Raw genomic sequence first — 20,595 nt, 5'->3', positions numbered from 1 at the left:
AGGCGACCCCATGTTTTCACTCCAGACGATGTTCGGTAAGGGCGACAAGTTCTACGGTTTGCTCGAGGCCAGCGCCGAAGCGGCCCGCGAGAGCGCCCGTGCCATGCACGAACTCGTGACCCAGACCGACCGCACCCCGGTCATGGCGGCCTTCAGCACGGCGCGCGCCCGCGAGAAAGCCCTGCACGGGCAGATCGGCGAGGAACTGGTGAATACCTTCGTCACCGCCCTGGACCGCGAGGACATCGAGGCGCTGAACTCGGCGCTGTACAAGATTCCGAAGACCATCGAGAAGTTCGCCGAGCGCTACGTGATCGTGGCCGAGCGTCTGCAGGGCATCGACTTCAGCCAGCGCGCGGCCCTGCTCGAACGCTCCGCGGACGTCGTCGTGGCCATGATCGGGCAGCTTCGCCACGGCCTGAAGATCGACCCGGTGAAAAAGCTGCGCGACCAGCTCCAGGCCTTGGAGTCCGAGGCTGACCGCCTGCTCCTCGATCCGTATCGCACCCTGTATGCGGAGGCCTCCGACCCGCTCCGCGCCATTCTCGCCAAGGACCTCTTCGAGCTGATCGAGAAGGCCGTCGACAAATGCCGCGACGTCGGCAACGTCGTCTACTCCATCGTGCTCAAGAACTCCTGACGGCCCGCACTCCATGAGCATGGTCATCGCGGTCGTCCTGATCGCCCTCGCTTTCACCTATATCAACGGCTTCCACGACACGGCGAATTCCATCGCGACCGTTGTCGCCACCAAGGTGCTCACGCCCGGGCAGGCGGTGCTCCTGGCGGCCGTCACCAATCTCGCCGGTGCCCTGTGGGGCACGGCGGTAGCCGCCACCATCGCCTCGGGGTTGATCGACACCGGCGTGGTCGAAGTCGGCTCGCAGCTCCTGATCAGTGCGCTGCTGGGCGCCACCATCTGGAACCTCATCACGTGGTGGCTGGGTCTGCCGTCCAGTTCCAGCCATGCCCTCGTCGGCGGCCTTTGCGGTGCCGCACTCGCCGCGGCGCACGACAATTTCCACTCGATCATCTGGTGGCAGGGCGGTGCGCACTGGTGGCTGGGCAAGGGCGTGATCCCCAAGGTGATCGTGCCGATGATCGTCTCGCCGTTCCTCGGCTTCGTGATCGGCTTCGCCATCATGGGCGGGCTTTACGCGCTGCTGGGTTTCTTCTCCAGCCGCAGGGGCACCCTGCGCCGGTTCGGCCGCACGCCCTTTGTGAACAGCTTTTTCGGCAAGGCGCAGATCGTCTCCGCCAGCGCCATGGGTCTGTCGCACGGCATGAACGACGCCCAGAAGAGCATGGGCATCATCGCCCTCGCGCTTGCCGGTGCCACGGCAGCGGGGCAGTTCGACCACCTGCCGGCGTTCCTGGAATTCCTGCGCATTCCGCACGATCCCGCTGCCGCGGGCGGCTTCCCGATTCCGGTGTGGGTCAAGGTCGTGTGCGCGCTGACCATGGCCGGCGGCACCGCGGGCGGTGGCTGGCGCATCATCAAGACGCTGGGCCACAAGATGGTGAAGCTGCATCCCATCAACGGCTTCGCCGCCGAAGGCAGTTCGGCCGCCGTCATTCTTACCGCGTCGATGCTCGGCGTGCCGGTGTCCACCACGCACAACGTGTCCGCGTCGATCATGGGTGTGGGCGCGGCCAAGCGCTTCAACGCCATCCGCTGGTCGGTGGTCGAGCGCATGGTGTGGGCGTGGATCCTCACCTTGCCCATCACCGCGGGTATCGGTTACGGGCTGGTGAAGCTGGGCAACCTGCTGTTCTGATGGAACCTACAAGGCGTCGGCTTCGCCGTTCACCACCTGCTCCAGCTGGTCGCCCGTGGCGCCCAGTTCCTCGATGATCCGGGCAAGTTCGCGCTCGTCCAGGTAGTCGTACGGGCGGTTCTCGCAAAGGTGCAGGTAGGGCGACCCGTCCAGGTCCGCTTCGGCGAGGTAGCCGGTGCGCTGTTCCCAGTTGAAGCGAAGGCAACGCCGGGCGTCCACGCCGGCCAGGGGGCCGATGGGCGTCGACAGCCGGAGATAGCGTTGCCCCTCGCCATCTTCCAGTTCGGCGAGGTAAATGCCCTGGTGGCGGCCGTCGGGCAGTTCCAAGTCGAAGCTGATGACGTAGGGCTCGTTCTGGCGGAGCTTGTGAATGCCGCCGACATGGGAGCGGATCGCTTCGAAGTGTCGCATGGCCGTGATCCACGGGTCCGTCGTGAGGAGATTCGGATGGTACCCTTAACGACGTCTCGGAACATGCAGGAAACGAGCATGCGCGATGAAATCGCCGGTGAAGACGCCAGACGCTTGCGGGCACGATGCATCATCGAGGCGGTCGCCGCCATTCCGAAGGGGCGCGTGGCCAGTTACGGCGCCATTGCGGCGCGCGCCGGTTACCCCGGGCGCGCCCGTCTCATCGGCAAGGTGTTGGGCGAGGCCCCCGACCGTGCCGAACTTCCCTGGCATCGCGTGCTGCGTGCCGACGGGCGCATCGGCATTCCCGCCGGCACGCGCGGGTTTCGCGAACAGTGCCGGCGGCTTAAGGCCGAGGGCGTCACCGTGAAAGACGGCCGCGTACCGATGAGCGCCTTCGGGCTCGATCACGACCTCGATCGGGCGATCTGGGGCCTGCCCGGCTGAGCTTCAGCGGTAGGTCACCTCCACCAGTTTCCAGGACCGCGACGGGTCTCGCCGCACGGCGTAATCGAGCAAGCGGGCATGGGCGGCCATGTCCAGTAACTGCCCGGTATCGGCGCGGCGGATGACGGCGTCCGCCGGGTGCCCTGCCGGGCAATCGAGCCGGTCCTGTCGCAACGGGCAGGAGGCCTCGACGATGTTCCCGGTAAAGACGATGCGGCCACTGGTGAAGCTCGATGCGGGGCCGGCAAGAAGGCTGCCGGCGAGTACGCTGGCGGTAACGAGCGCTCTGAGCATACACATCCCCCTTGAGGATGAAACGCCATGGGGCCGGGGTTCCGGTCCCGGCTTCATTAGCCGTCATCGCGCGTCGAAAGAAAACGAAGCCCGTCGCAAATCCGTGTGAGTAAACGTTCGTGCGAATGTCATCCGGCGGGGGAGTGCCGCGCCGGTTTGCTAGCATGGGCGGATGCAGTCCCAGGCACTCGACCTCCTTCACTCCGTTTTCGGTTATCCCGGTTTCCGCGGCCAGCAACAAGACATCGTCGAGACGGTGGCGGCGGGCCAGGATGCCCTCGTGCTCATGCCCACCGGCGGCGGCAAGTCGCTGTGCTTCCAGATACCCGCCCTCATGCGAGCGGGTACGGGCATCGTGGTGTCGCCGCTCATCGCCCTCATGCAAGACCAGGTGGACGCACTCGGCGAAGCGGGCGTACGGGCGCGCTACCTCAATTCCAGTCTGGATGCCGCGACCCAGCGCGAGGTCGAAGACCAACTTCTCTCGGGCGAACTGGACATGCTGTACGTTGCGCCCGAGCGCTTGCTGACGGGGCGTTGCCTCGGGCTCCTCGACCGCATCCCCATCGCCCTGTTCGCCATCGACGAAGCCCATTGCGTGTCGCAGTGGGGACACGACTTCCGCCCGGAATACCGCGAGCTCGCGATCCTGCACGAACGCTTTCCCGAGGTGCCGCGCATCGCGCTCACCGCCACCGCGGACGAGCGCACGCGCGAGGAAATCATCGAGCGGCTGAATCTGCACGACGCACGTCGCTTCGTATCGAGCTTCGACCGCCCCAACATCCGTTACCGCGTGGCTCCCCGGCAGAATGCACGCAGGCAGCTGCTCGACTTCCTCGACGCCCATCGCGGTGAGGCCGGCATCGTCTATTGCCTCAGCCGGCGCAAGGTGGACGAAACAGCGGCATGGTTGTCGGAAGCCGGCGTGGAAGCCCTGCCATACCACGCGGGGCTGGATGCGGAAACACGCATGCGGCACCAGCAGCGCTTCCTGCGCGAGGACGGCATCGTCATGGTGGCCACCGTCGCCTTCGGCATGGGCATCGACAAACCCGACGTCCGCTTCGTGGCGCACCTCGACCTTCCACGCAGCATGGAAGGCTATTACCAGGAGACCGGCCGCGCCGGCCGCGATGGTCTGCCCGCCGAGGCATGGATGGTCTACGGCCTCGGCGACGTGGTCACCATGAGCCAGATGATTTCCCAGTCGGAGGCCGGCGACGACCGCAAGCGCATCGAGCGGCTGAAACTCGATTCGTTGCTCGGTTACGCGGAAGCCACCCGTTGTCGCAGACAACTTTTGCTCGAGGCGTTCGCCGAAACCTATCCTGAGCCATGCGGCAACTGCGACAACTGCCTGCAGCCGCCGAAGACATGGGACGCCACCATCGCCGCCCAGAAGGCCATGTCGTGCATCTATCGCAGCGGGCAGCGCTACGGCGCCGGGCACCTCATCGACGTTCTTCGCGGCGAAGCGTCCGAGCGCGTGCGCGATCTGGGCCACGACAAGCTCACCGTGTTCGGCATCGGAGCCGACATGGACGCCACGCAGTGGCGTTCGGTGTTCCGCCAGTTGCTGGCAGCGGGCCTGATCGAGGCCGACCCCGAAGGCTTCGGCACGCTGCGCCTTTCCGGCCAGAGCGGTCCGGTGCTGAAGGGCGAGCGTAAAGTGTGGCTGCGCGAGGACGCCCGCCCGGCCCGGGGGCGCCGCGGCACGCGCTCGTCTCCCGCGGCGGCCGGTACGTCGCTCGGCATCGAGGAGATCGAGCAGCCGCTCTGGAACGAACTGCGCCGGGTTCGGGCGGAACTCGCGAGGCAGCACGGCGTGCCCGCCTATGTCATCTTCCACGACGCCACGTTGCTGGCGATGTTGCGCGCGCTGCCATCCAACGAGGACGAACTGGCCTCCATCAGCGGCGTTGGTGAGAATAAACTCAAGCGCTATGGCAAGGACTTTCTCGCGGTGCTGACTGCCGCCGGGTGATAGCATCCCCACGGATGCCGCCGCGGATTCCGCGGCATCCGAACAGGAGAACCCGTGCACGACGCCACGCCACTTATCGCCACCGTCGTCGGTGGCCTCGTCCTCGCCTTCTTCTTCGGCGCGCTGGCACTCCGGCTGCGCCTTCCCGTCCTGGCGGGATATCTCGTCGCCGGCGTTGTCGCCGGGCCATTCACTCCCGGCTATGTCGCCGACGCTCACATCGCGCAGGAGTTGGCCGATCTCGGCGTCATCCTGTTGATGTTCGGTGTGGGCCTGCACTTCTCGTTGAAGGACCTCCTGGCGGTCAAGGCGATATCGATCCCGGGTGCCGCGGGGCAGATGGGCGTGGCCACGGGCCTCGGCATGTTGCTGGGCTGGGCCCTTGGATGGCCGCTGGCGCAGGGTTTCGTATTCGGTCTCGCGCTTTCGGTGGCGAGCACGGTGGTGCTCCTTCGCGCGATGGAGGAACGACGCCTCCTCGACAGCGATCGCGGGCGCATCGCGGTCGGCTGGCTGATCGTGGAAGACCTGGCGATGGTGCTGGCGCTCGTGCTACTGCCGGCGATCGGCGGTTTCCTCGGTGCGGGACACGACGGTCCTGCCCCAAGCGTGGGCGCGCTGATCGAAACCGTGGCATGGACGATCGGCAAGGTGGTGGTGTTTGTCGCGCTGATGCTCATCGTGGGCAAGCGGGCCATCCCGTGGATACTCCAGACGGTCTCGGCCAGTGGCTCGCGCGAACTGTTCCGCCTCGCGGTGCTGGCCATCGCGCTCGGCGTGGCGTTCGGTGCGGCCCACCTGTTCGACGTGTCGTTCGAACTCGGTGCCTTCTTCGCCGGCATGATGATGGGCGAGTCGAAGCTGTCGCAGCGCGCGGCGGAAGAAACCTTGCCGCTGCGCGACGCGTTCGCCGTGCTCTTCTTCGTCTCCATCGGCATGCTGTTCAATCCGCAGATCCTGCTCGCGCGACCGTGGATCGTGCTGGCCGCGTGCCTCATCATCGTGGTGGGCAAGTCGCTGGCCGCCTTCCTCATCGTGCGGGCCTTCGGGCGGCCGCCGAAGACGGCGTTGACCATCGCCACCAGCCTGGCGCAGATCGGCGAGTTCTCCTTCATCCTCGCGGGGCTCGGTGTCTCCCTCGGTCTGCTCAGCACCGAAGCGCGCGACATCCTGCTGGCCGCGGCCATCGTTTCCATCCTGATCAACCCGCTCCTGTTCGTGGCGCTCGATCGCTGGGTTGCGCGGCACGACGCCGATACGCCGGACGATCATCCCGACATGGCGGGGCATACCGTGCTGGTCGGCTATGGCCGCGTCGGGCGACGCGTGCTCGCGGAACTCCAGGCGAGCGGTGCACGCACGCTCCTGATCGAGTCCGACGAGGATGCCGTGCGCGACCTGCGCGAGCAGCGGGAGGCAGGCAGCGTGGAAGTGGTGATCGGCAACGCCGCGGCCGCACCCGTCCTCGCCGAAGCCAACCTTTTGGGCGCCCGCGCACTGATCGTTGCCGTATCGGATCCGTTCGAAGGCGGGCAGATCGTGCGTGCCGCGCGGGCACTGCGGCCCGACCTGCCGATCGTTGCGAGGGCGCATACGCCGGAATGCGTGGGGCACCTTGGCGGCCTCGGCGCCAGCGAGGTCGTGTACGGGGAGCAGGAACTTGCGCGAAGCATGTTCGAGGCGGCGCAGCCCCGGAGGGCCGCCGGCCACTGAAGCCAGGCGCGCGCCAGCGTGCCCGTACAATCTTTCCCGGATACGCAGCGATAACAATCGGCCCGCTACGGTAAGAGAAATCGCGGCTATCAAGAGGACAGCATGGCTTCCCGCATCGAGGATTACGCGATGCTCGGCAATTGCCGGAGCGCGGCGTTGGTGGCGAAGGACGGTTCGGTGGACTGGTTGTGCCTGCCACGCTTCGATTCCGCCTCTTGTTTCGCGGCACTTGTCGGCACGCCCGATAACGGACGCTGGCGCATCGCGCCGTCCGATCCGGATGCCACCTGCGAGCGCGCCTATATCGACGGCAGTCTGGTGCTGCAAACCGAGTGGCGTACGGCGACGGGCCGCGCGCGCGTCATCGATTTCATGCCTTTCGACGGCGATCACTCGGGGGTAACCCGGATCGTCGAGGGCCTGGAAGGGCGCGTGGACTTCGAAGCGGTCCTCACCATCCGCTTCGACTACGGCACCGCCATTCCGTGGGTAACACGCATCGACGACACCACCCTGACGGCCGTGGCAGGGCCGGACCTGCTCGTGGTGCGCAGCCCCGTCGCGGTGGAAGGCGAGGGCATGCACAGCGTGGCCCGCTTCAAGGTGGGCGCGGGCGATTCCATTCCGTTCGTGCTGGCCTGGGGGCCATCGCACCTGCCGGCCCCCGAGGCGATCGATCCCCATGCCGCCCTGCGCGATGCGCTTGCCTTCTGGGAGGGGTGGTCCGACCGTTGCAACGGTGCCGGCGAGTGGTCGGAAATCGTCCGCCGCTCGTTGGTGGTGTTGAAGGGCCTGAGTTATCTGCCTACCGGCGGCATCGTCGCGGCACCCACCACGTCGCTGCCGGAGCAACTGGGCGGCGAACGCAACTGGGACTATCGCTTCTGCTGGGCGCGGGACGCCACGTTCGTGCTTTCCGCGCTGGTCAACGCCGGATATCACGACGAAGCGAGTGCCTGGCGCGACTGGGTGCGCCGTGCCGTCGCCGGGTCGCCGGAACAGCTGCAGGTGCTCTATGGACTGGCCGGCGAGCGCCGCCTGGAAGAATTCGAGGTGCCCGAGCTGGCCGGATACGAAGGGTCCCGGCCGGTCCGGATCGGCAACGCCGCGTCCACCCAGTTCCAGCTCGACATCTACGGCGAACTGGTGGGCGCGTTCGCCCACGCCGTTCGTCACGGCGTGGTATGGCAACCCACCGCGGACAGCGTGCAGTCGGTATTCCTGGAACATCTGGCCAGCATCTGGCGTCATCCGGACAACGGGATATGGGAGATCCGCGGTGAGCCGCGGCACTTCGTTCATTCGAAGGTGATGGCATGGCTGGCCTTCCAGCGCGCCTCCGAGCAGGAGCGCGAGGGGGCCGATGTGGCGTTCACCCGCCGCTGGCGCGACATGGCTGACGAGATCAAGGCGGACATCCTCGCCAAGGGCGTGGACCCGGAGCGGGGCTGCCTCACCCAGTCCTATGGCTCGAAGGAAATCGACGCCAGCCTGTTGCTGGTGACGCTCACGGACTTCCTGCCGCCGGACGACCCCCGCATCGAGGCGACGGTGAGGGCCGTGGAGGAAGACCTGCTCGTGGAGGGCTTCGTGCTCCGTTATCACACGAGTACAGGTGTCGATGGCCTGCCGCCGGGCGAAGGCCAGTTCCTGCCCTGCAGCTTCTGGCTGGTGGAGAATTATGTGCTGCTCGGGCGGCTCGACGAAGCCCGTGAGTTGTTCGCGCGCCTGATCGGGCTCACGAACGACCTCGGATTGATCTCGGAGGAGTACGATCCACGCTCGAAGCGGCTGCTCGGCAATTTCCCCCAGGCCTTCTCGCACGTCGCCCTGATCAACGCCGCGTTCAGCCTCGCCAGGGGCTACAGCGCCACGGCCGATGTCCACGCCACACCTGACGCACTCGATACCGAAGGAGCCCATGCATGAGTCCAGCCCAACCGAAGCGCGCGACCTCGCGGGCTCATCCTGCCGATCCTTGCACCGTCGTGATCTTCGGCGCCGCCGGTGACCTTACCAGCCGGCTCGTCGTGCCGTCGCTCTACAACATGCGGCGCACGGGGCTGCTCTCCGACAACTTCTCGGTCATCGGTTTCAATCACGGAAAGATGACCGACAACGCGTGGAAGAAGAGCCTGCGCACCGCGCTCGAGCGGTTCGTCGGCAACTCCGGCGGCAAACTCGACGAGGACGACTGGGAATGGCTGAGCGCGCAGATGAGCTACCACGCCGGCGACTTCGACGACCTGGCGGCCTTCCATAGCCTCGCCGTGCGTCTGCGAGAGATCGAGCGCAAGCGAGGCACGAAGGGCAACGTGCTCTTCTATCTCGCCACGCCCGAGCGTTTCTTCGGCGACGTGATCGAGAAACTGCGCGATGCCGGGCTGGTGGACGACGGCGGCCCCAACGGCGAATTCTGGCGCAGGGTGATTATCGAGAAGCCGTTCGGCCACGATCTCGCCTCGGCGCGTGCGCTCAACGAGCGCATCCTGAAAGTGCTGCGCGAGGATCAGATCTTCCGCATCGATCACTTCCTCGGGAAGGAAACGGTGCAGAACATCATGGCCTTCCGTTTCGCGAACGGCCTGTTCGAGCCGATCTGGAACCGCGATCGCATCGACCACGTGCAGATCACCGTGGCCGAGACGGTCGGCGTCGAGCGTCGCGGCTCGTTTTACGAGCAGACCGGCGCGCTGCGCGACATGGTGCCCAACCACCTGTTCCAGCTGCTGGCCATGGTGGCCATGGAGCCTCCGAGTTCGTTCGATGCGGAAGCGGTGCGCACGCGCAAGGCGGAAACCATCGAAGCCATCCGTCCGGTGCAGCCGGAGGACGCGGTGCGCGGCCAATACGGCCCCGGTGCGGTGAACGGACAGCTTGCCAGTTCGTACCGCGACGAACCCGATGTCGCCCCCGATTCGGTGACCGAGACCTTCGTCGCCATGAAGCTGTCGATCGACACGTGGCGCTGGTCGGGCGTGCCTTTCTACCTGCGCACGGGCAAGCACATGGGCCGGCGCACCACCGAGATCGCCATCCGCTTCAAGTCGGCACCGTTCGCGCCCTTCCGCGGCACGGGCATGGACGCGTTCGGGCCCGACTGGCTGGTGTTGCAGATCCAGCCGGACGAAGGCATCTCGCTCCAGTTCGACGTGAAACGGCCGGGGCCGCGCGTGGAACTCGCTCCGGTGCGCATGGACTTCAAGTACGCGGACTGGTTCCGTTCCGAACCCAACGTGGGCTATGAAACCCTTCTGTACGACTGCATGACGGGCGACGCCACGTTGTTCCAGCGCGCGGACATGGTCGAGGCGTGCTGGCGCGCCGTGCAGCCCATCCTCGACGACTGGGCGCAGCGTACGCCCGCCGACTTCCCCAATTACGCGTCCGGAAGCGCCGGTCCTGCGTCGGCGGACACGCTCCTGGCCATGGGTGGCCGGTCGTGGCGTCCGCTGAACACGGCGGCGGAACTCAACACGAGGCGCACCGCAAGGCCCAAGGCCGAGGCACCCGCTGCCGAAAAATCGCCCGAGTCGCGTGCCACGAAGAAACGCGCGACGGCCAAGAAGGCGCCACGCGCCGCTTCGCCTGGGAAGACGGTGGCGGCGCGCAAGTCGGCGCCGGCGAAGCGGACGTCATCGCCCGCTAAACGTCCGCGCAAGAGATAAGGCTCCTCGGACGCCGCGCCGTGCTTATAGCGCGGTCCCCCGAGCCGTCATCCCTGCGAAAGCAGGGACCCAGAGCGTCGGTCTGCGATCGAGCGACGAGACCCTGGGTTCCTGCTTTCGCGGGAACGACGTGAGTGCGGGCAGTCAGTCGTCTACTGCGGCGAGCAGGGTGCCGACCACGGCGGCGAGAGCGGCATACAGCTCCGGCGGCACGTCGTCGCGCAGGCGCACTGCCGCCAGCAGGGCCGCGATCTGCGGATCCAGCTGGGGCGCCAGCCCGAGGGCTTGTGCACGTTCCAGCATGGCCTTGACGCCTTCGGCGTCGATTCGCTGGGGGCTGCCGCTGCTGGTAGGCGAAGCGAGGCGGAGCGTGACGCTCCGCCGGGGCGAGGGAAGCGACGGATTCATGCGCGCGCTTCCAGGAGCACGGCGCTATACGCGGTGGTGGGCACGGGCAGCCCATGCACGCAAACGAACTGATCGAGCACCAGACCGCTCTTCTCGAGCAGGCGGCGCAAGGAAACGAACTCCGTTTCCAGGCGCGTGACGGTGGCCGCGTGCTGGGCCCAGAGGCGCACGGACACGCGCGGCACGCGAAGTTGGATCTCGCCCTGCACCGCGCCCAGCGAGGGCGGATCGATGGCGAAGCCGACCGTCCACGGGCCGTCCTGTTCGCCGGGGCCAGGCTTGCCTTCCTCGATGCGCAACTGAAGCACGTCGTAACCGCCGGTGCCTGCCAGCGGAATTTCCACCATCCACAGGCCAGCCTGCGGTTGCGATTCGAGTTGCGCGATCTCCACCCTCGACAAGGCCGCGCGGGTGTCGGCCCGCAACTGGCCGACGAGGCCATCGACGTCGTCTTCCGTCGCTACCACTTCAGGCGCGCGTGCCTGGGCCACCAGGGGCCGCTGGGCAAGGGGCGGCGGGGTGTCGAACGTGGGGCGGGGAACGGTCGCGGCGCCGGGACGCGTTGCCGGCAGGTCGGCGAGCGTGCGGCGCAGGGCCAGCAGTGCCGCCTTGAAGTCGTCCGCCGCCGGGGCGGCCTGTTTCGGTTCCGCGAGGTGCGCTTCGAGGAAGGTGCCGCTGCGGGCGATCGCTTCCTTCATGCCCATGGGCGAACTGACTTCGGCGGGCTTGTTGATCGATGCCTCGAGCGTCGCCAGGGCGGCACGCAGGGGCGCGGGCAGCAGGCGGGCGACGGGCCGTCGTCCGAGCGCCGCGAGCACGCCGAGGAGCGGGGCATAGCCGTTCTGTTGAGGCAGGCGTTCGCGCAGCCCTTGCATGGCCACGCGCTCGTCGACACTGCCCGGCAGCACTTCCAGCTGCGGCTGCGCGCCCTGAGTGAGCACGCGTACCTGGAACTGCGGAGGCAGCTGGGTACCGGACGCGTCGGCTTCGACCGTGAGGCCGCCGATCTCCAGCAAGAGCTTGCCGAGGTCGTTCTGGCCCATGACCCGGGCCGTGAGCAGGGTGCCGACCCGCCAGCTCTCCGCCGCGGCCGTGGTGCCCGCGGCCGCGCCGGCCCACAACTGGGCAGCGAGACTGGTCGGCTGGATGATCAAGGGGGATGCCCTCCCACGGCGCCGCGGGCCCGCGAATGGGCACGCTCCTGTGAGTTAGGGAATCGGCGGAAACTTGCGAAACTTTAGTTCCGTCAGTCGGCCCGTTGGGCCTGTAAGTCGCCGCCTGCAGCGGCTGTGAACCGTGAGCTGCCGCCCGCGACTGGCAACTTACGGTTCACAGGCCGCGCAGCGGCCGACTCGCAGGCCCAACGGGCCGACTCACGCCGGTAGAATACCGGTATGACCCAGCTTCCCTTCGACCTCCTCGCCACCGACGGCGCGGCGCGGCGCGGCCGCCTTCGTTTTGGCCGCGGTACCGTGGAAACGCCCGCTTTCATGCCCGTGGGCACCTATGGCTCGGTGAAGGCCATGACCCCGCGCGACGTGCTCGACATCGGCGCGGAAATCATCCTCGGCAACACCTTCCACCTGTTCCTGCGGCCCGGTCTCGACATTATCGGCGAGTTCGGCGGCCTGCACCGGTTCATCGGCTGGGACAAGCCGATCCTTACCGATTCGGGCGGGTTCCAGGTGTTCTCGCTCGCCCACAAGCGGAAGATCACCGAGGAAGGAGTCACGTTCGCCTCCCCGGTGGACGGCTCGAAGGTGTTCCTGTCGCCCGAGGAATCGATGCGAATCCAGAAAGTGCTGGATTCGGACATCGCGATGATCTTCGACGAATGCACGCCCTATCCGGCTACCGACAAGGTGGCTTCCGACTCCATGGAGTTGAGCCTGCGCTGGGCCGAGCGCTCCCGCAGGGCGTTCGACGACCTGCGCGACCCGAACGCGCTTTTCGGCATCGTCCAGGGCAGCACCTTCGAACACCTGCGCCGCCGCTCCGCCGAGCGGCTGGTCGACATCGGATTCGACGGGTATGCGGTGGGCGGGCTGGCGGTCGGCGAGCCGGAGGCCGAGCGGAACCACACGCTGGACTTCACCCTGCCGATGCTGCCGAAGGACCGGCCGCGCTACCTCATGGGCGTCGGGCGGCCCGAAGACATCGTGGAGGCCGTGCGCCGCGGCGTCGACATGTTCGACTGCGTCATGCCCACCCGGAACGCCAGGAACGGCTTCCTGTTCACCGCCGAGGGCACCCTGCGCATCCGCAACGCGAAATTCGCCATGGATACCCGGGTGATCGAAGAGGGCTGCGACTGCTACGCCTGCGCCAACGGGTTCTCCCGTGCCTACCTGCGCCACCTCGACCGCTGCAACGAGATCCTCGGCAGCCAACTGGCCACGATGCACAACCTGCGCCACTACCAGCGCCTGATGGCCGGCCTGCGCGGGGCGATCGAGGCGGGCGGGCTGGAGGATTTCGTGGCCGCTTTCTACGCGGCGCGTCGCAAGGCGGAAGTCGACGGTTGAGGGACGAAAACCCCGTGTGGGAGCCGCTTCAGCGGCGATGGGTGCCTGCGGCAAGTTTGCCCGCTGCCGCGGGATCGCCGGCATAGCCGGCTCCCACAGGGGGCTCCCCACATGGATGAGTGCCGGGACGCGTGGCATAATCCACGATCTTTTTCCGTGAACGGTCGCTTTTCCTTGCCGTTCCATGACTTGCGAGAACTCCGATGAGCCTTACGACATTCGCCGCCGTTGCACAGGCCGCCGCCCCCGCCGCTGGTGCCGCCCCGCAGGGCGCTTTCGGCTTTTCGCCGCTGATCATGATGGTTGTGCTGTTCGGCATCTTCTATTTCATGATGATCCGCCCGCAGATGAAGCGGCAGAAGGAGCACCGCGCCCTGCTGGCCGCTCTCGCCAAGGGCGACGAAGTGGTCATGAGCGGCGGCATGGCCGGCCGCATCGAGGACGTCGGCGAGTCGTTCGTTCGCGTCGAGATCGCCCCGGGCACGGTCGTACAGGTGCAGAAGGGCTCGATCACCCAGGTGCTGCCCAAGGGCACCCTCAAGAAGTCGTAAGGCTTCTACCCGACAATGCGTCAGCCGCGGCCGGCGCACGGCCGCTCCCATGGAATGTAAGGCATGAGTGATTTTCCACGCTGGAAGTACGCGCTGGTCGTGATCGTGTTGCTGTTCGGCATCGTGTATGCGCTGCCGAACGTCTTCCCGCCGCAGCCGGCGGTGCAGATCTCGGGCAACCGCGGTGCCGCGGTCGACACGGCCCTCAAGAGCCGGGTCGAAGGCCTGCTGGCGTCGGCCAAGGTTCCCGCTTCGTCGATCGAACTCGACGAGAAGGGCACGCGGCTGCTCGCCCGCTTCGGTAACGTCGATGCACAGGCCAAGGCCTCCGACGTGCTGCGCGCCGACCTTGGCGACAACTACACGGTGGCCCTGAACCTGGCGACCACCGTGCCGTCCTGGCTGCGGGCCATCCACGCGAACTCGATGCCGCTGGGCCTCGACCTGCAGGGCGGTGTGCACTTCCTGATGGAAGTGGATCAGAACGCCGTCATCGACGCGCAGGAAACCCGCTACGCCGACGACATCCGCGCGCTCCTGCGCGACAAGAACGTGTCGTACGACGCCGTCAATCGCAACGCCCGCGGCAAGGGCGTCAGCGTGGTGCTTCGCTCGGATGCCGACCGCCAGCAGGCGGCGACACTCATCGGCACGGACTACCCCGACCTCGTCGTCAGCGACGGTCCCAGCACGGGCAACCGCTTCGTGCTGAACGCCACGGTGAAGCCCGACAAGCTGCGCGAACTGGCCCAGAGCACGATCAGCCAGAACGTCACCACGCTGCGCCAGCGCGTGAACGCCCTGGGTGTGTCCGAGCCGCTGATCCAGCAGCAGGGCCCGAACCAGATCATCGTCGAACTGGCGGGCGTGCAGGACACGGCCGAGGCGAAGAAGATCATCGGCGCCACCGCCACCCTCGAATACCGCGCGGGCCTCTACACGCCGCAGCAGGCGGTCGACGCCGCCCGTTCAGGCAGCGTGCCGCCCGATGCGAAGCTCTACTACGGCCGCGACGGCCGGCCTTACCTGCTCAGCAAGAAGGTCATCGCCAAGGGCGACGAGCTCACCAGCGCCATTTCCGGCCGCGACCAGCAGAACGGCACGCCGAACGTCAGCGTCACGCTGAACAGCGCGGGTGCCCGCAAGATGCAGGAGTTCACCAACGACAACGTCGGCAAGCCGATGGCGGTGCTCTACATCACGCGCACCGTCGAAACCAAGATGGTCGACGGCAAGGAAGTGAAGACGCCGAAGATCACGGAAGAAGTCATCAACTACGCCAACATCAGTTCGCCCTTCGGCAAGCAGTTCTCCACGAACGGCCTGCCCAGCGATGCGGAAGCATCGGAACTGGCCCTGCTGCTGCGCGGCGGTTCGCTGGCTGCGCCGGTGGATATCGTGGGCGAAAGCGTGATCGGTCCCAGCCTCGGCGCGGACAACATCGACAAGGGCTTCAAGGCGGTGATGCTCGGCCTCGGGCTCGTGCTGGTGGCCGCGGCCATCTACTACAAGCTCTTCGGGCTCGTGGCGGACGTCGCGCTCTTCTTCAACCTGGTGCTCCTCGTCGCCGTCATGTCGATGATCGGCGTGACCCTCACCATGCCGGGTATCGCGGGTATCGTGCTCACCCTGGGCATGGCGATCGACGCCAACGTGCTGATCTGCGAACGCATCCGCGAGGAACTGCGCAACGGCTCCTCGCCGCTCGCTGCCATCCGCACCGGCTACGACAAGGCGTGGGCCACCATTCTCGACGCCAACGTGACCCACCTGCTCGCGGCGCTCGGCCTCATGACCATGGGCTCGGGTCCAATCAAGGGCTTCGGCGTCACGCTGTTCATCGGTATCCTCACGTCGATGTTCACGTCGGTGACGGTCACCCATGCCATCACGGCGCTGATCCACGGCGGCCGCAAGCTCAAGACCCTGTCGGTCTGACGGGAGGGACGCCATGGAAATCTTCAACCACAATTCGAACTTCAACTTCCTCGGCCTGCGCAAGTTCAGCATCGGCCTTGCCGTTCTGCTGATGATCGGCTCCATCGCGCTGATCATGACCCGTGGCTTCAACTACGGGCAGGACTTCCTCGGCGGCGTGGCCGTGCAGGTGGAATACAAGACGCCCGTCGATCCGAGCGAGGTGCGCGGTGCCCTTGAGAAGGCGCACCTGGAGAACCCGCTGGTGCAGGCGGTCGGCGGCACCCGCGAGTTCACCATTCGCCTGCAGCCGAAGGGCGACGTCGCCGCGGCCGGCAACATGACGAACGACGAGGCGGCCACCAAGGTGTCGAACGACATCATGGCGGCGCTGAAGGCGTCACGCCCCGACGTGGCGATGAAGAGCAAGTCCTTCGTCGGCCCGCAGGTGGGCGAGGAACTGCGCAGCGACGGTATCGTCGCGGTCATCTTCGTCATCGTCGGCATCATGGGTTACCTGTGGATCCGCTTCGAGAAGCGCTTCGCCATCGCGGCCCTGGCCACGGAAATCCACGACGTGCTGGTCACGCTCGGTATCTTCGCCATCACCCAGCGCGAGTTCGACCTGACCGTGCTGGCCTCGGTGCTGGCGGTGGTCGGCTACTCGATCAACGACAAAGTGGTGGTGTTCGACCGCGTGCGCGAACTTTTCCGCTCCAGCCGTAACGCCACGCCGGAAGAAGTGCTGAACCGCTCGATCAACAGCACGCTGTCGCGAACGATCATCACCTCGCTGTTCACCGGCATCACCATGGCCGCGCTGTACTTCATCGGCGGCCCCGTGGTGCACGGCTTCTCGATCACGATGCTCATCGGCATCCTGGTCGGCACGCTGTCCTCGATCTTCGTCGCCAGCCCGATCCTCCTGTGGCTGGGCGTATCGAAGCAGGACCTCATGCCGAAGTCGAAGGAAGACCCGGAGCTGGCCCGCAGGCCTTAAGCTGCCGGTATCGCCGACCAAAAAACCGCCGTTCTTCGGCGGTTTTTTTTGGGGTTCTTCACGGATTACCGGGGGCAGCAGAGTTTCGAGTCGACACCTGTGGTCTCTGCGGGCTCGTCCCGGCGTCCACGAGCATCGAGTCGCCAAAGCGCTATGCACCGTAGCGCTTCGCATGGGCCCTTGGTGCCCACCCTCGCTGCTCAGACAGGTCCTCCGCGTTCGTACCGGAAGGCCGCTGCCGCGGCCCATGTACCTATCGGCCTGCGGCCGCTCACTTGTGCGGAACTCGCCTCGAGGGTGGACACCAAGGACCCTCCCGGGCGGTGCTATTGCGTGATGGGAGAGCGGCGGGCGTTCGAGACGGTGGCCTGCACGCGCAATGCTTCAGGCGAAAGATGCCCGACAAGAGGCAGCCCGGCGTCACGAAAGGCCTTACCGGCGCTACCGGATCGAGGCGATGCGATGCTGTCACATGACCAGCGGCTGCCGGCTTGTGCGGTGCTGCTCTCCCGACACGCCACCTCATGTATCGGGAGAGTCTTCGGTGTCCCCCCTCGAGGCGAGTTCCGCACAAGAGAGCGGCCGAAGGCCAGATAGATAAAAGGGCTGCGCCAGCGGCCCCACCTTTCCGAACGCGGAGGACCTGTCTGAGCAGCGAGGGGGGGCACCGAAGGCTCTGGCCCTACCGTCCGAGCAACGGCGGCGCCAGCCGCTGGCTACATGCATTCGCCTTGGCGAATGAACCTTTGCATGCGGCGTGCGTCCCTGGACTTCGGCGAAGAACCCAAAAAAAACCCGCCGGTTTCCCCGCGGGTTTTTCTTCGTCTACATCCCATCCCTGGACGTCAGAAATCCTCGCTGTCCTCGCTGGCGCCTTCGGCGTCGTTGGCCAGAGTGACCACAACGTAGGCGGAGCCGACGAGAGAAGCGCATAGCCAGGCATAGACCATCTGGATCGCCGTCTTCGGAATGGCGGCGGCCACACGGGGTGCGAGTGCCAGGCCGACGATGCCGGCGAGCGCGAGCACGGTGGCGACGGTCCACGCGAGGCGCCGTGACGGCGACGCGGTGGTGATGAGATTCATGTTGCTGCTGCCCCTGTTTCCCCTGGATTGCGACCTTCGTGAAGGGAGTGTGAGGTCGCTTGCGTGTAGGAAATACCCTACAAAGCGGGGGCAAGCAAGTGCCGACCGGTTCACATTTTTCAACGATCATAAGGGCTTTTCTGCAACAGCCTCGGCAAGCCCCCGGCTGGGTTAGACTTTCCCCTTCCTTCGAGATCCGGTCCATGGCAGAGCGCGAATTCCCCGGCTTCACCTTGCGCAGCAGCGCCACCCGCGAGGGCTCGCGGTATACCGCGCTGCTGTCGGCGCACCCCGCCGACGGAAGCTACCCCAGCTACTTCGCCGTCTACGAGAATCGCAGCTTCCGCGACGAGGCCAGCGCGGCCGCAGCGGCGGAAAAGGCGCTGGGGCTGGTTCTGGGGGTGGAAGAAGACGGTGCGCCCGTCTTTGCCGAAGACGAAAACGGTTTCGACGACGAAGACTGACCTTGCTCAACGCCCCTGCATGAAGACGGCTTGACAGCACGCCTTGCCACGGCGCGTCATAGCGTCACATCGGGCGTGACAAAGGGATGGCGGCGGCCATGAGCGAGGGGGATGGGAGGTACCGGCAGTTCGTCGAGGCTTCCTCCGACTGCATGAAGGAACTCGATCGCGACGGCACCATCCGCTTCGTCGCGGGCCTGGGCTGCGTTGCGTTGGCGCCGGAAGGGGTGGACTGTCTGATCGGAACGCCATGGCTGGATCTCTGGCCGCCGGAGGCGCAGGCCATGGTGAAGCGTGTCCTGGAGCGTGCCGCCCTGGGAGAGCGCGTCGACTTCGTGGGTCCCAGGCGTCTGGGCCATGGCCTGACGCGCTGGTGGGAGGTGACGGTCGCCCCTGTTGTGGCGGACGACGCCCTCGACCACTTCGTCGTCATCAGCCGCGACGTCACAGAGCGCGTCGAACTGCAGGCCTCCCTGGAGGCCATCATCGAGCTCCTGCAGGATCGCCTGAACGAGACGGTCGCACGCTCCGCGTCGGCCAGCACACGCTACGGCACGCTGATGGAGCGCCTCGAATCGGAGCACGGCGCCCGGTGCGACGCGGAAAATCGCCTCGCCGGTGTCAGCGAGCAACTGGACATGGCGAACCGGGCTCGCGAACTGGCGGAGGCCGCAGCGCGCCAGGCCCAGAAACAACAGGCGATCGGCCAGCTCGTGAGCGGCATCGCCCACGATTTCAACAACATGCTCCAGACCGTGATCGTCAGTCTTTCGGGGCTGCAGGACGATGCGGAGGAACTGTCACCGCGCCATCGGCGGATGATCGATTACGCCGTCGAGGGGGCCCGCCACGCCACCGCGCTGACGCGCCGGCTCCTGGCCTTCGCACGCAACCAGTATGCCCAGCCCGAAGCGGTCGACCTTGGCGACGTCGTCGTCGCGTTTTCCGACTTCGCGCGGCATGCGCTCGGCGGACGAATCGGGCTGGAAGTGGTGCGCCAGCCCGTGTCGCTGCCGGTGTGGCTCGACCGGCACGGCGTGGAGCAGGCGCTGATGAACGTGTGCCTCAATGCGCGCGACGCCATGGACGGCGGTGGCAGCATCGTCGTGGAGGTGGCCGAGAGGACCGGGGGTGGTACCCATCCCGGTTTCTCCCACGACGCCGGCGGCTACCGCCAGGTGGTCGTCAGCGTGACGGACTCCGGGGGCGGCATGTCCGAGGAAGTGCGCCAGCGGCTGTTCGAACCCTACTTCACCACGAAGGAGGGTGGTTCCGGGCTGGGTCTGGCGCAGGTATACGGCATGGTCGCGCAGGCGGGCGGTGCCATCGAGATCGAGAGCGAGGCCGGCATCGGAACACGCTTCCGGCTGGTTTTCCCGCGGTACCACGGACCACACGAACAAGTGGCGTAAACGTTCAGAAAGCGTGACGAAGTTCCTCAATTTTCCTCCTGTCGCGCCGATAAGGAGGTGGACTGGAGGAAGTACGGCATGTTGGTCATCATCGGTTCGATCGTCGTCCTGGTATCCGTACTGGGCGGCTACATCCTTTCCCACGGCGAACTCGGTGCGCTCTGGCAACCTTACGAGCTGCTCATCATCTTCGGTGCGGCGCTGGGCGCGTTCGTCAGCAGCAATTCCATGGAGGTCGTGAAGGGGGCCGGGCGCGACGTGGTGGCCCTGTTCAAGGGCCCCAAGTACCGCAAGCAAGACTACGTGGACCTGCTGTCGCTGCTTTACGACATCTTCGTGAAGATGCGCAAGGAAGGTCAGCTCGGCATGGAGGCGCACATCGAGGACCCGGCGAACAGCACGCTGTTCTCGGCCTACCCCCGGCTGGTCGCCGAACACCACCTCATCGACTTCATCACGGATTGCCTGCGCCTCATCGTGGGCGGAGCCATGGATCCCCACGAACTCGAGCAACTGCTCGACGTGGAACTGGAGACGCACCACCACGAGGCCATGGTGCCCGCACTGGCCGTTCAGAAAATGGCGGACGCGCTGCCCGGTTTCGGCATCGTCGCGGCCGTGCTCGGCATCGTCATCACCATGAAGTCGATCGACGGCGACGCCGCGGTGATCGGCGAGCACATCGCGGGGGCGCTGGTCGGCACGTTCCTCGGCATCCTCCTTTCCTATGGTTTCGTCGGTCCGCTGGCGGCGGCGATGGAAGCGCGCGTCGGCACCGACGGCAAGGCCTTCGAATGCGTGAAGGTGGCCCTGCTTGCCAACCTTCGCGGCTACAACCCCATGGTGGCCGTGGAGTTCGCTCGCAAGTCGCTGCAAGCATCGTCGCGTCCGTCGTTCCAGGATCTCGAAGCCCACCTGAAGGCTGTCAGGTAGCC

General features: G+C 66.4%; 19 protein-coding genes. 14 read left to right on the top strand and 5 right to left on the bottom strand.

Annotation, left to right across the window (positions count from 1 at the left end):
- Nucleotides 1-10: 10 nt before the first annotated feature.
- On the top strand, nucleotides 11-640 hold the full coding sequence (locus HBF26_RS04390; RefSeq protein WP_167032049.1) for a DUF47 domain-containing protein: 630 nt from the start codon (nucleotides 11-13) through the stop codon (nucleotides 638-640).
- Between the two features lie 13 nt (nucleotides 641-653).
- On the top strand, nucleotides 654-1,778 hold the full coding sequence (locus HBF26_RS04385; RefSeq protein ID WP_167123485.1) for an inorganic phosphate transporter: 1,125 nt from the start codon (nucleotides 654-656) through the stop codon (nucleotides 1,776-1,778).
- A 6-nt stretch (nucleotides 1,779-1,784) separates the two neighbouring features.
- On the opposite strand, the gene HBF26_RS04380 is transcribed toward HBF26_RS04385, so the two are convergent.
- Nucleotides 1,785-2,189 carry a hypothetical protein gene (locus HBF26_RS04380; protein ID WP_167123483.1) on the bottom strand — a complete coding sequence of 135 codons (405 nt, stop codon included), beginning with the start codon at nucleotides 2,187-2,189 and terminating at the stop codon, nucleotides 1,785-1,787.
- Between the two features lie 78 nt (nucleotides 2,190-2,267).
- On the opposite strand from HBF26_RS04380, the gene HBF26_RS04375 reads away from it, so the two are divergent.
- The gene (locus HBF26_RS04375) at nucleotides 2,268-2,636 is read left to right on the top strand and encodes an MGMT family protein (protein WP_240151211.1); all 369 of its coding nucleotides are present in this window, start codon (nucleotides 2,268-2,270) and stop codon (nucleotides 2,634-2,636) included.
- A 3-nt stretch (nucleotides 2,637-2,639) separates the two neighbouring features.
- On the opposite strand, the gene HBF26_RS04370 is transcribed toward HBF26_RS04375, so the two are convergent.
- Nucleotides 2,640-2,930 (bottom strand): type 1 fimbrial protein, encoded by a 291-nt coding sequence (locus HBF26_RS04370; RefSeq protein WP_167123479.1) that lies wholly within the window; start codon nucleotides 2,928-2,930, stop codon nucleotides 2,640-2,642.
- Nucleotides 2,931-3,102: 172 nt separating this feature from the next.
- Here HBF26_RS04370 and recQ point away from each other — a divergent pair, with 172 nt between their 5' ends.
- From recQ to zwf, 4 genes are all read left to right on the top strand, one after another.
- Complete coding sequence (gene recQ / locus HBF26_RS04365) at nucleotides 3,103-4,917, top strand: DNA helicase RecQ (RefSeq protein WP_167123477.1); 1,815 nt, start codon at nucleotides 3,103-3,105, stop codon at nucleotides 4,915-4,917.
- Nucleotides 4,918-4,971: 54 nt separating this feature from the next.
- Entirely contained in the window at nucleotides 4,972-6,630 is a 1,659-nt protein-coding gene (locus tag HBF26_RS04360) for a cation:proton antiporter domain-containing protein (protein WP_167123475.1), read from the top strand.
- A 102-nt stretch (nucleotides 6,631-6,732) separates the two neighbouring features.
- Entirely contained in the window at nucleotides 6,733-8,559 is a 1,827-nt protein-coding gene (locus HBF26_RS04355) for a glycoside hydrolase family 15 protein (RefSeq protein WP_167123473.1), read from the top strand.
- Nucleotides 8,556-10,298 (top strand): glucose-6-phosphate dehydrogenase, encoded by a 1,743-nt coding sequence (zwf, locus tag HBF26_RS04350; protein ID WP_167123470.1) that lies wholly within the window; start codon nucleotides 8,556-8,558, stop codon nucleotides 10,296-10,298. Before HBF26_RS04355 ends, zwf begins: the two co-directional genes overlap by 4 nt.
- A gap of 144 nt (nucleotides 10,299-10,442) precedes the next feature.
- On the opposite strand, the gene HBF26_RS04345 is transcribed toward zwf, so the two are convergent.
- Together HBF26_RS04345 and fliK are read right to left on the bottom strand one after the other, a co-directional pair.
- Nucleotides 10,443-10,706 carry a flagellar biosynthesis protein gene (locus HBF26_RS04345; protein ID WP_167123468.1) on the bottom strand — a complete coding sequence of 88 codons (264 nt, stop codon included), beginning with the start codon at nucleotides 10,704-10,706 and terminating at the stop codon, nucleotides 10,443-10,445.
- Nucleotides 10,703-11,860 carry a flagellar hook-length control protein FliK gene (fliK, locus tag HBF26_RS04340; protein WP_167123466.1) on the bottom strand — a complete coding sequence of 386 codons (1,158 nt, stop codon included), beginning with the start codon at nucleotides 11,858-11,860 and terminating at the stop codon, nucleotides 10,703-10,705. Before fliK ends, HBF26_RS04345 begins: the two co-directional genes overlap by 4 nt.
- Nucleotides 11,861-12,100: 240 nt before the next feature.
- On the opposite strand from fliK, the gene tgt reads away from it, so the two are divergent.
- The 4 genes from tgt (at nucleotide 12,101) to secF (ending at nucleotide 16,699) form a co-directional block, all read left to right on the top strand.
- Nucleotides 12,101-13,231, top strand: coding sequence for a tRNA guanosine(34) transglycosylase Tgt (gene tgt, locus HBF26_RS04335; RefSeq protein ID WP_167123463.1), 1,131 nt, complete (start codon nucleotides 12,101-12,103; stop codon nucleotides 13,229-13,231).
- A gap of 203 nt (nucleotides 13,232-13,434) precedes the next feature.
- A complete protein-coding gene (gene yajC, locus HBF26_RS04330; protein ID WP_167123460.1) occupies nucleotides 13,435-13,782 on the top strand; it encodes a preprotein translocase subunit YajC in 348 nt (115 codons plus the stop codon).
- Between the two features lie 63 nt (nucleotides 13,783-13,845).
- Nucleotides 13,846-15,720 carry a protein translocase subunit SecD gene (gene secD / locus HBF26_RS04325; protein ID WP_167123458.1) on the top strand — a complete coding sequence of 625 codons (1,875 nt, stop codon included), beginning with the start codon at nucleotides 13,846-13,848 and terminating at the stop codon, nucleotides 15,718-15,720.
- A gap of 13 nt (nucleotides 15,721-15,733) precedes the next feature.
- Complete coding sequence (gene secF, locus HBF26_RS04320; protein ID WP_167123456.1) at nucleotides 15,734-16,699, top strand: protein translocase subunit SecF; 966 nt, start codon at nucleotides 15,734-15,736, stop codon at nucleotides 16,697-16,699.
- A gap of 845 nt (nucleotides 16,700-17,544) precedes the next feature.
- Here the strand turns inward: secF and HBF26_RS04315 are convergent.
- Nucleotides 17,545-17,784 carry a hypothetical protein gene (locus tag HBF26_RS04315; RefSeq protein ID WP_167032094.1) on the bottom strand — a complete coding sequence of 80 codons (240 nt, stop codon included), beginning with the start codon at nucleotides 17,782-17,784 and terminating at the stop codon, nucleotides 17,545-17,547.
- 203 nt (nucleotides 17,785-17,987) lie between these two features.
- Between HBF26_RS04315 and HBF26_RS04310 the strand changes: the two genes are divergently transcribed.
- The 3 genes from HBF26_RS04310 (at nucleotide 17,988) to motA (ending at nucleotide 20,593) form a co-directional block, all read left to right on the top strand.
- A complete protein-coding gene (locus HBF26_RS04310) occupies nucleotides 17,988-18,248 on the top strand; it encodes a hypothetical protein (RefSeq protein ID WP_167032097.1) in 261 nt (86 codons plus the stop codon).
- Nucleotides 18,249-18,346: 98 nt separating this feature from the next.
- A complete protein-coding gene (locus HBF26_RS04305; protein ID WP_167123454.1) occupies nucleotides 18,347-19,660 on the top strand; it encodes a two-component system sensor histidine kinase NtrB in 1,314 nt (437 codons plus the stop codon).
- 78 nt (nucleotides 19,661-19,738) lie between these two features.
- Nucleotides 19,739-20,593 (top strand): flagellar motor stator protein MotA, encoded by an 855-nt coding sequence (motA, locus tag HBF26_RS04300; RefSeq protein WP_167123452.1) that lies wholly within the window; start codon nucleotides 19,739-19,741, stop codon nucleotides 20,591-20,593.
- The last annotated feature ends 2 nt before the right edge of the window (nucleotides 20,594-20,595 follow it).

Origin of the sequence: Luteibacter jiangsuensis (genome assembly GCF_011742555.1) — a bacterium.
In the GTDB taxonomy this organism is placed as follows: Bacteria; Pseudomonadota; Gammaproteobacteria; order Xanthomonadales; family Rhodanobacteraceae; genus Luteibacter; species Luteibacter jiangsuensis.
Note: the sequence above shows the minus strand (reverse complement) of the source record. Positions and strands in the feature narration are given on the sequence as shown.

Coding starts and splice junctions, on each gene's coding strand:
- HBF26_RS04390 (WP_167032049.1), top strand. CDS start 11: ATGTTTTCACTCCAGACGATGTTCGGTAAGGGCGACAAGTTCTACGGT.
- HBF26_RS04385 (WP_167123485.1), top strand. CDS start 654: ATGAGCATGGTCATCGCGGTCGTCCTGATCGCCCTCGCTTTCACCTAT.
- HBF26_RS04380 (WP_167123483.1), bottom strand. CDS start 2,189: ATGCGACACTTCGAAGCGATCCGCTCCCATGTCGGCGGCATTCACAAG.
- HBF26_RS04375 (WP_240151211.1), top strand. CDS start 2,268: ATGCGCGATGAAATCGCCGGTGAAGACGCCAGACGCTTGCGGGCACGA.
- HBF26_RS04370 (WP_167123479.1), bottom strand. CDS start 2,930: ATGCTCAGAGCGCTCGTTACCGCCAGCGTACTCGCCGGCAGCCTTCTT.
- recQ (WP_167123477.1), top strand. CDS start 3,103: ATGCAGTCCCAGGCACTCGACCTCCTTCACTCCGTTTTCGGTTATCCC.
- HBF26_RS04355 (WP_167123473.1), top strand. CDS start 6,733: ATGGCTTCCCGCATCGAGGATTACGCGATGCTCGGCAATTGCCGGAGC.
- zwf (WP_167123470.1), top strand. CDS start 8,556: ATGAGTCCAGCCCAACCGAAGCGCGCGACCTCGCGGGCTCATCCTGCC.
- HBF26_RS04345 (WP_167123468.1), bottom strand. CDS start 10,706: ATGAATCCGTCGCTTCCCTCGCCCCGGCGGAGCGTCACGCTCCGCCTC.
- tgt (WP_167123463.1), top strand. CDS start 12,101: ATGACCCAGCTTCCCTTCGACCTCCTCGCCACCGACGGCGCGGCGCGG.
- yajC (WP_167123460.1), top strand. CDS start 13,435: ATGAGCCTTACGACATTCGCCGCCGTTGCACAGGCCGCCGCCCCCGCC.
- secD (WP_167123458.1), top strand. CDS start 13,846: ATGAGTGATTTTCCACGCTGGAAGTACGCGCTGGTCGTGATCGTGTTG.
- secF (WP_167123456.1), top strand. CDS start 15,734: ATGGAAATCTTCAACCACAATTCGAACTTCAACTTCCTCGGCCTGCGC.
- HBF26_RS04315 (WP_167032094.1), bottom strand. CDS start 17,784: ATGAATCTCATCACCACCGCGTCGCCGTCACGGCGCCTCGCGTGGACC.
- HBF26_RS04310 (WP_167032097.1), top strand. CDS start 17,988: ATGGCAGAGCGCGAATTCCCCGGCTTCACCTTGCGCAGCAGCGCCACC.
- HBF26_RS04305 (WP_167123454.1), top strand. CDS start 18,347: ATGAGCGAGGGGGATGGGAGGTACCGGCAGTTCGTCGAGGCTTCCTCC.
- motA (WP_167123452.1), top strand. CDS start 19,739: ATGTTGGTCATCATCGGTTCGATCGTCGTCCTGGTATCCGTACTGGGC.